General features: G+C 64.4%; 14 protein-coding genes. 3 read left to right on the top strand and 11 right to left on the bottom strand.

Annotated features, from left to right (window positions below; all coding sequences use genetic code 11):
- Positions 1-34 precede the first annotated feature (34 nt).
- The 3 genes from OG254_RS31290 to OG254_RS31280 all read right to left on the bottom strand — a co-directional run bounded on the left by OG254_RS31290 (position 35) and on the right by OG254_RS31280 (position 2,326).
- Positions 35-1,276, bottom strand: a complete 1,242-nt coding sequence (locus tag OG254_RS31290; RefSeq protein WP_405588278.1) for a DUF6777 domain-containing protein — start codon at positions 1,274-1,276, stop codon at positions 35-37.
- An 87-nt stretch (positions 1,277-1,363) separates the two neighbouring features.
- Entirely contained in the window at positions 1,364-1,699 is a 336-nt protein-coding gene (locus OG254_RS31285; protein WP_405588275.1) for a hypothetical protein, read from the bottom strand.
- Between the two features lie 60 nt (positions 1,700-1,759).
- Positions 1,760-2,326, bottom strand: a complete 567-nt coding sequence (locus OG254_RS31280) for a DUF6232 family protein (protein ID WP_405588272.1) — start codon at positions 2,324-2,326, stop codon at positions 1,760-1,762.
- 193 nt (positions 2,327-2,519) lie between these two features.
- On the opposite strand from OG254_RS31280, the gene OG254_RS31275 reads away from it, so the two are divergent.
- Positions 2,520-2,780 (top strand): hypothetical protein, encoded by a 261-nt coding sequence (locus OG254_RS31275; RefSeq protein WP_405588269.1) that lies wholly within the window; start codon positions 2,520-2,522, stop codon positions 2,778-2,780.
- Between the two features lie 882 nt (positions 2,781-3,662).
- Entirely contained in the window at positions 3,663-4,547 is an 885-nt protein-coding gene (locus OG254_RS31270; RefSeq protein WP_405588267.1) for a hypothetical protein, read from the top strand.
- Between the two features lie 389 nt (positions 4,548-4,936).
- On the opposite strand, the gene OG254_RS31265 is transcribed toward OG254_RS31270, so the two are convergent.
- The 5 genes from OG254_RS31265 to mycP all read right to left on the bottom strand — a co-directional run bounded on the left by OG254_RS31265 (position 4,937) and on the right by mycP (position 10,124).
- Positions 4,937-5,212, bottom strand: a complete 276-nt coding sequence (locus OG254_RS31265) for a hypothetical protein (RefSeq protein ID WP_405588264.1) — start codon at positions 5,210-5,212, stop codon at positions 4,937-4,939.
- A 107-nt stretch (positions 5,213-5,319) separates the two neighbouring features.
- On the bottom strand, positions 5,320-6,021 hold the full coding sequence (locus OG254_RS31260; protein WP_405588261.1) for a hypothetical protein: 702 nt from the start codon (positions 6,019-6,021) through the stop codon (positions 5,320-5,322).
- Positions 6,022-6,024: 3 nt separating this feature from the next.
- On the bottom strand, positions 6,025-8,310 hold the full coding sequence (locus tag OG254_RS31255) for a hypothetical protein (RefSeq protein ID WP_405588259.1): 2,286 nt from the start codon (positions 8,308-8,310) through the stop codon (positions 6,025-6,027).
- Between the two features lie 5 nt (positions 8,311-8,315).
- Entirely contained in the window at positions 8,316-8,765 is a 450-nt protein-coding gene (locus tag OG254_RS31250; RefSeq protein ID WP_405588256.1) for a hypothetical protein, read from the bottom strand.
- Between the two features lie 144 nt (positions 8,766-8,909).
- Positions 8,910-10,124, bottom strand: a complete 1,215-nt coding sequence (gene mycP, locus OG254_RS31245; protein WP_405588253.1) for a type VII secretion-associated serine protease mycosin — start codon at positions 10,122-10,124, stop codon at positions 8,910-8,912.
- Between the two features lie 1,349 nt (positions 10,125-11,473).
- Between mycP and OG254_RS31240 the strand changes: the two genes are divergently transcribed.
- Positions 11,474-11,665, top strand: a complete 192-nt coding sequence (locus OG254_RS31240; protein ID WP_405588250.1) for a hypothetical protein — start codon at positions 11,474-11,476, stop codon at positions 11,663-11,665.
- A 319-nt stretch (positions 11,666-11,984) separates the two neighbouring features.
- Here the strand turns inward: OG254_RS31240 and OG254_RS31235 are convergent, their stop codons facing one another.
- The 3 genes from OG254_RS31235 to OG254_RS31225 form a co-directional block, all read right to left on the bottom strand.
- Positions 11,985-12,575 carry a hypothetical protein gene (locus OG254_RS31235; protein ID WP_405588247.1) on the bottom strand — a complete coding sequence of 197 codons (591 nt, stop codon included), beginning with the start codon at positions 12,573-12,575 and terminating at the stop codon, positions 11,985-11,987.
- Between the two features lie 265 nt (positions 12,576-12,840).
- Complete coding sequence (locus OG254_RS31230) at positions 12,841-13,044, bottom strand: hypothetical protein (protein WP_405588244.1); 204 nt, start codon at positions 13,042-13,044, stop codon at positions 12,841-12,843.
- Between the two features lie 11 nt (positions 13,045-13,055).
- Positions 13,056-13,907, bottom strand: a complete 852-nt coding sequence (locus OG254_RS31225; protein WP_405588241.1) for a helix-turn-helix domain-containing protein — start codon at positions 13,905-13,907, stop codon at positions 13,056-13,058.
- Between the last annotated feature and the right edge of the window lie 118 nt (positions 13,908-14,025).

Below are 14,025 nucleotides of genomic sequence, written 5' to 3'. Positions count from 1 at the left end.
GGGAGGTACCCACCCTGAGCGGCCTTCCGGACATTCATCCGGTGCCCGTGTCGGTGCCACCGATGAATTCCTCGCCCACCGATTCCACGCCCACGACCAGGGTCACCGTGGAGCCTGCCGCGGCCTCGCCTCCGGTGGGCTCCTGCTGGATGACCAGGCCGACCTGCTCGGCGGAGGCGGGCGCGGTGCTGACGGCGGAGACCAGCCCGGCGACGTTGACCTCCTGTTCGGCCTGTGCCTGGGACAGGCCCACCACGCTGGGCACGGTCACCGTTTCCGGGACCGTCGGCTCCGGCGTCTCCGCCGCGACCAGCAAGGTCACCGTGGAGCCAACGGCTGCGGTCCCGCCGCCCTCCGGTTCGGTGCCGGCGACGAGCCCCGCAGACACATCGGGGTCGTCCACCGTCCGTGTCTCGACGACGAGGCCCACGGCCTCCAACTGCTGCGTTGCGTCGGCTACGGACAAGCCCCTGGTCTGCGGAATCTCGACCAGCTCCGCGCTCGGCGACTCACTGTTCTCCCCGTCGCCGCCGCCCGTCAGATCGGGATCCTCGGGCAAGTCGATCTCGACCTGCTCGTCGGGGTCCTTCACATCCACGACCGTGAGGGACTTCTGCGGTTGCTCGGCCTTCTCGACACGCACGACCTGGTCCTTCTTGACCTTCCACTCCTTGTTGCCCTTGCCTTTGCCCTTGAACTCGACTTTCACATCACCGGGTTCGTGCTCGCTCACCGCCAGCGGGTTGCCGCAGTTGCACTTCACGCGTGGCACCCCGAACACGTCGACGAGTACGGCGGTACCCGCTTCGAGGACGGCGTCGTAGCGGTGGGCACGGCCCTTCTTGTAGCCGTGGTTGGCGACGAGGGTGTCGTTGGCGAGGACGACTTCGGTGAGGGACTTGACGAACTTCCTCACGTTCTTGTTCTTGGCGCCGACACCCAGGGCCTTGGCCCAGGCGGCCTTCTTCTTGCCGTTGCCCGCCAGCAGCAGGAAGTCGATCAGCAGGTCCGGATCGCATACGTCGATCGCGGCGCTGCCGCCGTACAGTCCCTGCTCGCTGCCCTTGCGGGAGCCGCCCTTGTCGGTGAGGTTGCGCCCGAGATTCAGGCCGTCACCGAGGGCACCGGTGAAGAAGGCGTCCTCGGCGAGGTACCCGACCGCCTCCGCGGCGACCGTACGGGCCACGCACGCAAGGCCGGTCACGGACCCGAGGACGATGGCGAAGGCGAGAAACGCTCCTGCGGTCCTGAGCGTGAAGGTGCGGAATCCCGGCACACTTGATGTACGTAATTGTCGCGCGGTACGTGCCATGTGCTCCCCCGATATTCCCCCGTAACGCGGACCTCAATGGGTCCAGCATCCTCAGGACATGGGCCGGACCAAGGCGGTGACCAGCGCGGCCACGCCTCCCTGAACAGCGGAGAGGACGGCGTCACGGGCCCCACCGGAAACCGCCCGGCCGAGAGCCCGCAGGCGGCTCGGTTGGGACTGCACGGCTGCGACGACCGCGCCGGGATCCGTTACGGAGCCGTCGAGGCCGACCAGGCCTCGGGCTGCCAACTCATCCACGAACGAACGCAATTCGACGATCGCGGCGTCGATTTCTGCTCGGGACGGGCCCTCTTGATTGCTGACCGTGATGTGGGCGTTGTCGCCGGCCTTGTACTGGTCACGACCTACCTTGTCGCCGTGCACCACGTCCCCGTGAATGTTTTCCCCATATCCGGAGTGAGACATTTCCCAGCCCTTCGACAGTGTTCAGGTGAACGAGCGGTTCCCACTTCCGCTCATCTTGTACTGGTCCCGACCGGCCTTGTCGCCCATCACCACATCTCCGTGCACTTGTACGGAGGTTGGCTGGGAAGGCGGATTCTCGATCGCACCGACAATGACGTTCTTGATCCGGTGAATCTCGGAGGCATCGGTTCCGGACAAGGCGGTGTACTGCGTTCCCGCAGTCTCCAGGACCAGGGCAAACTGCGGCCTTCTGATGAAGAGCCGGTAGACCAACTGCCCCAGGAGGCAAGCGGCGATCAACCCGGCGACAGCGGTGACGGGGGGCACCAGCCGGCGGGCTACCTCCTCGGCGTCAGGGCCGACCTCCGGCGGTAGTTCGGGGGGTATGAATTCCGCCGCCGCGAGGAATCCCAAGACGATGAGAACGACGATGAAAAGCGGTCGTAGCGGGTACCAAGTCGCCCGCCTTCCACCCCACACGAGTTGCAGAGTCTGAACCCTGGAAATGTTCGCGAGCGGATAGACCTCATGCCCGATCTGGACCACTCTTCGGCTGATAATGATCTCGCCGACGTGTCGACGTGCCATGCGGATCCCCCGATGCTCCATACCAATGCAGGATGCAGGCGAACGGGCCTGCCATCGGTATGCGACGAGCAGTAGTGTGCATGGTCGGCATTCGGTCAACAAGCCTTTTCCGTAAGGTGGCTATACGAGGGACGAACGAGGCGGAGGGTGCTCCGCCGGCCCGGGTGCGATGGGTAAGGAACCGAACCACTGGATGTCTGCCTCCCCCTCGCGGACGCATCCACGCCAACGCAGCAGTCGCCGACTCCGCGACTGCCGGCATCCCGACCGCCATGAAGGCCCACAGCTGAAGGGCAGCCTGGCGCACGGCACCTACCATGGACAGACGTGCGAGCAGTGGCAGATCGAGGTGAGCGGTGGAGGAGATGTCTGGTACTTCCTGGACACCGCCCGCGAGATCTGCTGGATCACGTTGGCGGGGATGGGGCATCCTCGGGCCACGGACAGCACCTGAAGTCTGGACCAAGATCGGCTGGCCTGCTCCAGCCCAGGAAGATCACGTCCACGACTTCTTGGTCGGTCACCGAGCCAAGTCGGGTGACCGAAGAGCATTGGACTCCTGCCTCGTCCCTCAACGGCCGGTCATAGTCTCGACAGAACTCCGCGCCAGGCCCATCCCGAACTGAGGACCACTGCCAGCAGGGGCTCTCTCATGTGGCGCGAGTCGCACGCAACGTCTCCACCTTGTGCCGACGGCCATCAGGCCCGCGCTCATAAGCCCAGCCGGACAACCGTGTTCGACCCGCCCACGGCCGTACCGCCTACCGGGGGATCCGTGCGGCGAGGCCTCCCACCGCTCGGTCGAGGGCACGCACCTCGCAGCTCTCCGGGGCTCGCGTCGCGCGGTCATCGGTGCAGGAGTTCTCGAAGCCGCTTGCTCGGCGGCCGGACTGCCCACGCTAGTCATGAGCATGGCTGATACTTTCTCCGTGATCCAGGAAGGGTGACGGCTCCGTCAGTGGAGCTCGCAAGGCGGGGGAACGGATGGGTCAGTACGACCGACCGGACGAGCAGCCACGGCATATGCGGCTCAACCGGCTGTGGTGCGGGGCAGCGGTGCTGGGCATCGGAGCGAGCCTCTGGGCGTTCTGGCTCACCTACGACGACGCGCGTGACCGCGCCGCCAGCGAACGGCAGATCGCCGAGGCGTGCGGCGGACTCGTGTCCGGCGAGGATGTGATGGACCTGCGCGGAGGCATGGTCAGGGCGAAGCCGGACGACAGGGAGATCGACGCGCGGTACCCGCCGGGTCTATCGCGTCCCCGAACCGGGGAAGTCAGACGAATTGCTGACCCTCGTCCTGCGGACATCTTCCGATACGACCCCGCTGCACGTCGTGGGCGACGACATAGGCTCGGAACCCTTCAACTACTTCCGGCACGAGGACAAAGAGGATGTGACCCTCCGAGCCGACCGGTCCCAAGGCCAGCCGCTCGGCGACGGCACCCTCGGTGTGTACGCCGCTGACTTCGTCACCGTACGGGCCGACTGCGCTCCGGCCGCTTCAGATTCGGTCCCGGACCTGCTGACTGTCACGGCACGCGCCGACTACGAAGAGGTCTCCGACGCGGACCGCTCTCTGCTGGCCGACATCGCACACAAAGCCACGGCGACAGCAGCTGCCGAACTCGGTTGCGACGTCCGCCTCCCCACACTTCCCGCCCGACTTGATCCCGTTGACCGGACACTCAAATCTGCGACGACCGCGCATGACTCCTGTGCCTGGTACAGCCGCTACATCAATCGCTCGGGGCAAGGCCGCCTCCCCGACCGCGCGCTGGAGGTCCCCACAACGTCCCGCAGCACTGAGGAACCCTGCCTGCTGGCCGTCAGTCCCAAAGCCGTCCGCGCCATGAGGAACCTGACCGGAGAGGGACTCAAGTACGCGGACAGCGCGCTCACGCACTCCCCCTGGTGGATGCGCACCGTCTCGTACTTCGGCTCCGATGCGCGCTCGGTCGGCTATGCCGACCTTGCCGACGGCAACCAGTTCCTCAAAGCCGGGACAGCGGGCCGCAACGACGGCGCGGACATCCTGTGGGCCTCGTCAACCTGCCAGGGCAAACCCGCACTACACACCCTGACCCTCAGCTACACCTACGACAGCGTCATCAACGACCAGGCGAACAGCCTCTTCCGCGCCTACGTCGACGACATCACCGAGCGACGCGACTGCACAGACGTGAGGTGGCCCGCGGAGAAGGACCTCGACTGGCACTGACCAGCCTGCGGTCAATCGCTGGAGGGGAGTCGGTCACGGCTTGTCGCCCTTCAAATATCGGAGAAGGCGTCGATGGGCTCTTTCGCCATGCCCATAGCAACCCGCAACTCCACCTTCGGCGCCGCCGCTCTCGCCGTCGCCTTGTTGGCTGCCGTCACCGGCTGCTCGTCCGACTCGGCCGGCCGCGACAACGACAGCGACTCCAAACTGCTGCGGGGACTTGGCACCCTGGCCGAGGACAACCGCACGGAACAGGTCACCTACCTCGACGTCGCCAAAGCACGACAGCTGAGCAAAGGCGATTCGAAACGGTTCGCCGTTATCGGGCAGCCTGGAAGCAGCCTGCTGAACTCGCCTATGCCCGGCCCTGTGGTTCTTCCTGGGCCCCCTCAGTTGACCGCTGGCTTGGCTTGGCGCGCCAGGCGGAACAGGACCTGGGCGTACACCATGGTCATTGCCGCGATGATCGTCGGGATGACGGCTAGCGCGAGTATGCCCACCAGCGCGTGGCCGCCATCGGCGTCTCCGCCAAGGCCCTGGTCGTCGTCCATCAGCAACCGGTAGCCGAACCACCCCCACACCGCCAGCGACAGCAGCGCCCACCCGACCGACCACTTCTCGATCCGATGTGCGTCCCGCCGGAACTGCGCAACATCGATTGCCATATCACTCCCGTTCCATGATGCTTTCAGTAGTTCCCGCTACCTCATCCAGAAGGCCGCGCTCCACGGTTTGAACGCCTGGGGTCGGCATGCTTGTGCGCCGATAGCGGCTACTGCGACATAGGAGCCGGGACCTCGGTGGGTAGACTTGCCTCTTTAGCGCACCCCAGTTTTTCTGCGAGGCGACGCGAGAGGGAGTTGAGGATGATCATCCTATCCCTGCCCGTGTCCTCCTCTGCGAATTGATCACCTGAGCTGTACATGCTCGCTTTGACGTACGGTTTTCCTCCATCAGGCCCTTTCGTGGAACAGGCGAAGAAAAGGGTTGCCCCGAAGTTCGCATTCGTAGCTGCGTAAGCGCCGATTGAATAAACGGTTGTCTTTGGCGAATTTGCCTTCAAGGCGCTACGACTACCGGGATGGCTGGCAGCTGCTTCGAAGTCAATCTCGATCAAGGGGTGCCCGCTCTTGTCGTCAGCTTTGTAGATGGTGCATTGCGTTCGTTCTGAGGCTGTGCCGTGAATACCTTCGACTGCACCGCTCAGTGAGAACTGATTTGAGGCGCCATCGCCAGGGCTCTCTCCCTCAAGCTCTGTGAATTCATCCGTGCCTGACACTCTCTTCAGTGCCGCTGCAGCTGAACTATCGAGAGTTGATGCGCAGATTTGAGTAGCGGGAACCCCAGCTACCTCCGGGGCGCTTTCTTCGGTGCAGCCTGACAGTGCTGCGAGGGTCAAAGCAGTAGAGAGCGCCCACCAGAGAACCTTATTCATGGGATTGACTTGACTTCCGACGGGCGAAATATGGTTCATTTGTCAGTCTTCCTTGTAAGCGGGTCGGCCGCGGTAGTCATTCTGATGCGAACCTGTTCCCAGGTATCCTGTCTTGATCTCTTCCTTCCAGTTCTGTTCGTCTGCCATTTCTGCGGCAGCGGAATGATCCTTGAAGTATGTATCGTAACTGGCCCCGATAGCCTCGAACCCCTTGTCATAGAATTCTGCGCTTGTCATCTGAGCCTGCTCTCGGGGATCCTGCTCAACCCCGTCCGCCTCCTTGTCGATTTGTTGGCCAATGAAGGTGCTAACGAATTCTCCTGCCGTCTCTGCCGCAATAGGCGCAATCGCCACTCCGGCGCCAGCCGCTCCTGGGAAGGGGATTGCGGCGACGCCCCCACCGATAACGGCTCCTACGCCGAACTTGATCCACTCTGTCGACTTGCCGAGTGACTTGTTTGCGTCCTCGGCGTTGGCTCCGTAAGTTGTTTCTGCTTGCTGGACGCGAGCATTGTCCAGAATTCCTCGCGCCTCAGCTTCGGCCGCAAGGGCGTCTCTGGCGTGATCGATATTTGTGTCGTTTGTGGGCAGATTGGCATCCAACATGCCCAACGTGTACAGATGCTGGGCTGAGGTGACGACGCCGTGCGAGGTCTCGTTCTGGCCTAGCACGCTGAGAAAATTGATGGCTCCTTGATTCCCGAACTGCGCGCGTCCGGCGTACCCGGCAGGGAAATCTGCCTCGTCCTTGCTGTGGTCGCCGATGCCGGACAGTTCGTAATTGATGTCATCGATGTAGGCGCCAGCCATCTTGCCTAGACTGTCGGCGAGTTCGGGCTGTTCATGCAGCAGCTTCGGCCCGTCTTGGCCCCCATATAGATAGGCGACCTGTTCCATGACGCCTGCCCCGGACGCGGTGCGAAGGTCGCCCGCCACGAAGTCCCTCGGGGCAGCGTCTGCTGAGTAGCCAGTCGTGGCTGCCTCCAAGGCGCGGCCAAGCGAGTTGCGCCCCGCGACGAAGTTGTCGTCCCCCTCCAGAGTGGTGTCAGATACCCAGACGCGTTCTTTGGTCAGATATTTCAGGTGGTCGTTGATCTCGGAATCTTTGTTGACGGTGTCACCCGCGCCAGCGGGCTGGGCGAAGAATTGCGTCGAGGCGTCCGGGTTGTGGCCCAGCGCCTCCAGGAAGCCCGTGACGGGATCACGACCGCGGTCATTCTTGTAACCCCAGTAGTTCAAGTCGCCCTGGTTGGCGTTGTTGACCCACAGGTTGATTCCCTCGCCGTTGACCTTCTTGTCGTATGCGAGGAGCTTTTCTCCATAGTCGTTGAGGAACTGATCATCATAGTCGCCGAAACGCATCAAGTTGCTCATGACGGCGTAGCCGGTCGGATTGCTCGCGTCGTCGATGCCGAGCTGGTCGGGGCCGAGCTTGATGATCTCCTTCTCCCAGCTCTGCATCTTGTCGCTGTCGGAGAGCGTGGCCCGACCGATGGTGATTCCGAGGTTCTTCTGGAGCTGCTTGGCCTGTTCGGCACGTTCGGGGTCGTAATTGCCCTGGTAGGGATCGGCGATACCGGCCCAGAAGGTGAGCGTCTTCCTGGGTCCGACCTGCGTGGCGAACTCCTCCGCGAAGAGTGGATCGTTCTTGTACCGCGCCAGGGTGGAGTTGAGTGAGGCGAGCTCCGTGCTCGTCACGTCGCGCGGGTTCTTCGCGAGGATCTTGGCCATCTTGTCGGCGTCCGCGAAGGCCTTGGCGGCCGAGTCACGATCCCCGTACTTGGCGTCGGAGAAGCCGTACTTGGCCTGATCGACGAGGAGCGTGAGGGCCCGAGCTGCGGTGTTGTCGCTTTCGGTGGCCTTACGGAGGATGCGCTCGATCTCGCCAGTTAGGGCGTCGACGTCATTCTGGGTTGCTGCGTTGATCTGGCCGCTCGGGTCAGATGCCCAGTCAGGTCGGGTGTTACTGGTGACGACGAATGTTCCGTCGCCTGTATCCGCGACGGTCAGATGCTTCTTGTGGCAGCGCTCGATGGCATCGTTCAACTGGGAGCGATAGTCGATGAGTTCAGCGCGGGTATCCTTGAGAATCCTGGTGATGGACTGCGCCTGCGTATGCGCATCACCGAACTCGCCTGCGGTCTTGTCCACGAACTCACGGGTGACCGTGGCGTTGACGCCGGCCCATTTCGCCTTATCTGCCTTTCCTTTGAGGTTACTCTCGGCGTCCTGCTTGAGGTTCGCGAGCTTCTTGGTCATCTGCTCCCAGTCGGTGATTGCTTCACCGAGCTTCGAGAAGTTGCCGAAAAGGAGCGCATCGAGGTCCATCGGCGTCAGTGACCCTTCCGTTCGTCGAAACCCTCGTCCAGTGTGGCGATACTGCTGATGGCACCAGCGATGAACGAATCGTCGGCGGCGTGCAGGTTTCTGGTGTAGCGCAGATGGTTGAAGATGTGGGCGCAGGCGTCCGACAGTGTTTGCGTCTGATCGCTCCAGCGTTTGGCTACATGCTCCAGCGCGGCGCCCAGAGCGAATCCCTCACTCTTGAGCCCACCTGCGGCCGCCTCCGAGGCGACACGTGCATGGCCGCTGTAGCGCGTGAAGTCCTCGAACAGATCACGTGCCGCCTTGCCAACCGCCTCAAGATCCTTATGACCTACGACAAGATCGCCTTGCGTCCCGCCGCCCCCTCCCGGATCTACCGCCAATTGGTTGAGCTGCATTCGTGTGGAGTTGCGCTCGGCCGCCGAGGCCTTGAGCTGATCCCACTCCTCCCACGCCATGCGTGGCCCCTCCCCGTGTCTTGTCGTATGTCGTCGACGGTTGTGAACGCGCGACCGCAACGCAGCGATGGTCGAGCGGGACGGTAGTCCCACTGCATCACATGCCCCATCCGTGCCCGCCACCAGCGCTCTGGGTATCTGTACTTAGTGAGGGCTGAACGTCGTGTTGCGGCGTCGGGCACGTACTACAGGGATGGCGATTGCAGCGCCCAACAGGGCGGCAGCACCTACACCCACGGCGATCCAGAGGCCCGTGTCGCTTTCATCCTCGCGTCCAGCGGCGGCGGACTGCTGGTCCTCCTCGCTCCTGCTTCCGGCGGACTCAGAGGCCTGCGAGGACGGCGACTTGGGCTCTGCGGCGGCAAGGTCGGAGAGAGGGTACTCGTCGGCCGGGCCGGGATCGCCGGGGGTCTTCAGGGCGATCCGGGGACGCAGAACTCCGTAGCCAATGTAGTCGTTTCGCTTCGCGCTGCTTGTCGGGGCGCCTGCTGTGTTGAGCAGGACCCTGAGCACCTGGTTATTGGTCCAGTCAGGGTGCTTCGACCAGATGAGGGCTGCGCATGCGGAGGCGATAGCAGTGGCGGCACTAGTGCCATGGGAATTGCACAGGCCTGTCTTGCCGCCGCAGGCGTGGACCATGTCGATGCCTGGCGCGGTCAGGTCTACTTGGGGACCGTACTGGGACTCGGCGGTCTTGCGGAGGTCCTTGCCGATCGCACCTATGCCAACCACACCGGGAGTGGCCCCCGGAAACTCAAGCGATGAGTCACCATCGTTTCCAACTGAGGCAAAGATCAAGGCCCCCTTCTCAAGGGCATACTCCACAGCATCGCTCTCTGCCTGCGGCGGCGCTCCCGAAGTCTCTCCTTCTGAGCCCATAGAAATGTTGATGACCTTGGCTCCCGCATCGGCGGCGTACCTGATCGCTTCGGGCATTGCGGAGGCGTTCTCGTGTACCCGAACGGGCAGAATCTTCGCCCCAGGGGCGAGACCGAAAGCACCATCCCCCCCACCGCTTCTTCCTGTGCCCACGATCAAGCCGGCAATGCCCGTGCCGTGGCCACGGTAGTCAGTGTGCTGATCGCCTGGGGTGCCTGACGCGAAGTCCTTCCCCGCCAGCACCTGGCCGCGGAGATCGGGGTTCTTGGCGTCGACCCCGCTGTCGATAACTGCGACGGTGACTCCCTCGCCCTTGGCGATCTTCCACATCTCTTCCGCCTTCATGGCGGTCAGATGCCACTGCTGGGAACGGATGGACTCCGCATGGGACGGCGTGGTGGCGATGCCCACCAGCAGGACTGCCAGTACTCCCGGCAGCAGGGTCCTGTGAGTGACACGCTGCATTTGGCTGATGGGCATCGGCATTCCTCTTGCGGTCCTAACGAGTTCAGTCAACGACGGGCGGTGTGGCGCGACGTGCGCCTTGCTGCCAGGTCTCTTCGTCTTCAGTGAGGTAGTCGGGGCGCTCGCCTCGGCGCTCCTCGCGACGAGACTCCGCCGAGCGAGAGCCCGGCGGAACCGCAGTGCCGCCACGCCCGACCGGTCCGGAACCGTGTTGCGGTTCGCCCGTCCGGCGCACCGCGCCTGAGGCCGAGGGCCCGCTGCGCGTGCCGCCTTGACCTGCAGGGCCCGCAGGGCGCCCGCTGCCGCCCGAAACACCGTGTACCGCTCCAGAGCCGCCCGGGGTGAAGGGACGTGCACTCCCTGTCCCAGGCCGCTGGGGACGGCCGCCGACGATGCCTCCAGTCTCCGAGGCGAAACGACGACCACCCGTCCCACCGCCTGGCGCAGAGGGAGCCGTACCACGTGCGGGCGTGGATCCACCAGCACCGATAGGACGGGCATTAGCGCCACCCGGTCCCTGCGGACGACCACCAACAATGCCTTCGGTCTGTCCAACGACGCGTCGGTTACTCCCCGTTCCGCCTTGGACGGGCCCAGGTCGTCCGGTGCCGACAGGTTGACCCGTTGGGCCACGGCCGGAGATACCCTCACCGCCGATGACTGTGCCCCGGGGGATGCCCCCAGCGGCTCGCCCCGGAGACGGACTCACTGGCCGCCCACCTGTGATGCCTCCTCCTGCGGTGGAGCGCTGCGCGGAAGGTCCGGTGCCAATGGGACTCTGCCCAGGGGCTACTGGAGGGCGGAGCCCAGGAGAAGGGCGACTTGCCCCCGCCGAAGGCCCGGTCGGTCTTTGTGCGCCCCCGGCCAGTGGGGGTACCGCACCAGGAGGCATGGTCGGAACTCCCTCCGGCCGTCCCCCCGCCGTCGGTGGAACACTTGGCGGCCCTGACGGGTTAGTTGGCGCCTCTGGAAGGGTGGCAACGCTGTCGATCTCCGTACCGGTCGGCGGCTGCGGACGCACTACTTCTTTGGCTGGGGCTCCGGGAGTGTTGGTGGAGATCTCGGGAGCACCAACCGGCCCGCTCGCTCCATCACCGTGACTTACCGAGCCACCGGCACGTCCACCAGACCCGACTGTTGCAGTGGTGCCGGGCGCAGCTGCGCCACTGGCATCACCAGAGCGCGCGAGATCATCACTCGTGAATCGGGGGTCATTCGGCATCACAACCGCAGGTGGCGGCGGAAACACCGGCTTCTCCAAGCCGTCCATCTGCTGCGCCGACAGCGTGTAAGACTCCCCCAGCTTCTTCATATGTCGAGCAGCCTCTTGCCGCTCCGCCTCCCGCTTGGCCAGGACCGTCTGGATGTCACGGGTGGAGTCGCGGGCGGTGGAGGCCGAGTCGGGGTCCTTGGGTGTGGACTTCGCTGCTTCCAGGTTCGACTGCGCCTTGGCCAGGGTGGACTGGCCGTACTGCGTGTCCCGCGGGATCGACGCCTGGACGCTCGCGATCGTGCCGGCGGCCTCCTGGAGCCACTTCGACGCGCCTTCGCTGTAATCCGCCAGGCGCAGCGTCGCGTTCGCCAGGTCTCCGCTCCAGCTGCGGAACGCATCAGCGCCCTCGCCCTTCCAACTCACCCACTGCGGGCGCGTCTTCAGCTCCTCGCCGGCCTTCTTGATCTCCGCACCCACCCGCAAGAGCTTGGCCGCGGCGATGATGACCGTGTTGGCGTCGGCCTGATCCAGCCAGGCGAGCATGTCCTCGTGGCTCATGCTCTCGAACGGTGTCTTGCCGCCGCCCTTGCCCTTGTTGCCCATCTCGTCTCCCCGTCATCCCCGTGTGCGTGCGTGTCCCCGTGATGCGCAACGGGACTTCGTCAGAAGCCCGACCCGCCCGATGTGTCGCCGCCTCCGGAGGTATCGCCGGGCTTCGTGGTCTCCCCACCCGGCGCAACCGGAACCTGCGGCTCGTAGCTTCCGCCGTAGCGCTCGGTCGTGTCCTTGCTGATCGCCAGCATGCGCCGGCGGACATCCGCGTCCACGTTCTCGTAGCCCTTGTGCGAGGCCAGGACCGCGATGCTCATGCCCTCGATGGAGTCGGTGAGAAGCTTGGAGAGCTTCTCCAGCTCCGTGATCACTGTCTCGTACGAGGAGAAGAGGTTGGTTGCCTCGGCCCAGCCGCCTGATCCGCCGCCGAAGTTGGCTCGCGACATCGCGTCCTGGCCCACCTGCTTCTGGCCGGCCGGGCCTTCCCGCAGGTCACGCAGGAGCGCGTCGATGCGGTCTCGGAACTTCGTGAAGGACTGCAGCTCGGTGATGACGTCGCCAGCAGTCGAAACGGCTGACTTGAAGGCTCCCTCGACGCCGAACGCGGCTGCGCCCAGCGATGCTGCTGCTCCCCCCAAATGACCCGCCGCCCATGCGGCTGGGTCCGCCACAGGCGCGTCGATCGGCACGTCGTCCGCCACAGCATCCTCCCCGTTAGCCAAAGCGTCAGGTTTCACTTTAGCTACGGGCACTGACAATTCACCTAGCTTCTTTGCGGATGCAAGTAAGCGCACAAGTGGGCAAGTTGGGCGCATCGGTCGCAACTGAACGTCACGAGTTCGTGACGGCCGTACCGGTCATCGGCGCCGCATATGGCCGAAAACGCCACTGTAAGCCCCGAGGCCCACCAGGGGATGGGTGCTATCGATCACGGTGCGGCGCTTTCGTGATGCGAATACCTGGGCCTCAGAGCAGGTGGTCCACCTTCCCTGCCTTGATGTCGAGGATGAGCGCGCGGAGCGCTTCGTGCGTGTCCGTGACGTACGCATCCTCGGCGCCGGCTATGGCGATGTAGGCGTTGCCGTCGGGGTCGGTTCCGAGGCGGAAGCAGCTGGCTCCCTCCCCGCAGAACGGCTCCTCCCAAGTGATCGTGTTCGAGCTCTCGTCCATCGGGCGTCTCCCTACAGTTCGTTGGCGATCCTCCGGATGAAGTCGCGCGACTCCACCGGCGACAGAGCGATGCGCACCATCCAGTCCAGATGGGCACGGTACTTGGCCAACTGCGCTTCGCTGCTCAGGAATTCCGGCCCGTGTGAGCTGTCGACCTGAGCTGTGTCCAGCTGCGGGACGGGCCCTTCGAGGTAGTTAACGGTCTGCCCCGCGCCGGGAAATGTACCGGCCGCGAAAGGGATGACCGCGAGGCGGACCGAGGGGCGCTCGGACACGGTCAGTAGATGCTCCAACTGGGCGCGGGCCACCTTGCGTCCGCCGAACTGCATCCGCAGCGCTGCCTCGTGAACGACGCCGACGTATTCGGGAGGATTCTCGCCTTCCAACACCTGCTGGCGCTCCACGCGGTATGCCAGACGCAGAGCGACTTCATGGTCGGGCAAGGGCGGAAGTACGGCCCGGAAGAGCTCAAGGGCGTGGTCGCTGGTCTGAAACAGGCCGGGGATGTGCGCTGTATGGGCCGTACGCATGCGCACCGCGTATGACTCCAACTCGGCGATGTCCAGGAGGCCGGGGGCCAGGGACCCTCGGTAGCGCTCCCACCAGCCCCGCCCGTTGGGGCGAGCCATGCTCACCAGGGCTTCCACGTACTCCTGGTCGGAGCAGTCACAGTTGCAGGCCAGGGTGCGGAGACGCTCTGGATTGATGGTGCGGATGCCCGTCTCGATGTTGGAAATTTTCGCGCGGTCCAGCCCCAGCAGTCCGGCGGCCTGGTCCGCTGACATCCCGGCGGCCGTTCGCATCTTGCGTAGCTCGCCGCCAAGTCGCCTCTGACGCTCTGTGGGGGTCGCCCTCGGTGGCATGCCGTTCCTTCCGGGAGTGGTCCTGTGCAGTCTGCCGCCTTCGAGCGGAGACCGACCACGGACGGGTCAATTTCTTCAAGCAAGTGGCAATATAACCATTGTTCGCTCTACATTCAGT

Source organism: Streptomyces sp. NBC_01092, assembly GCF_045039535.1.
Taxonomy (GTDB): Bacteria; Actinomycetota; Actinomycetes; order Streptomycetales; family Streptomycetaceae; genus Streptomyces.
This window is presented reverse-complemented; position numbering and strand designations above follow the sequence as displayed.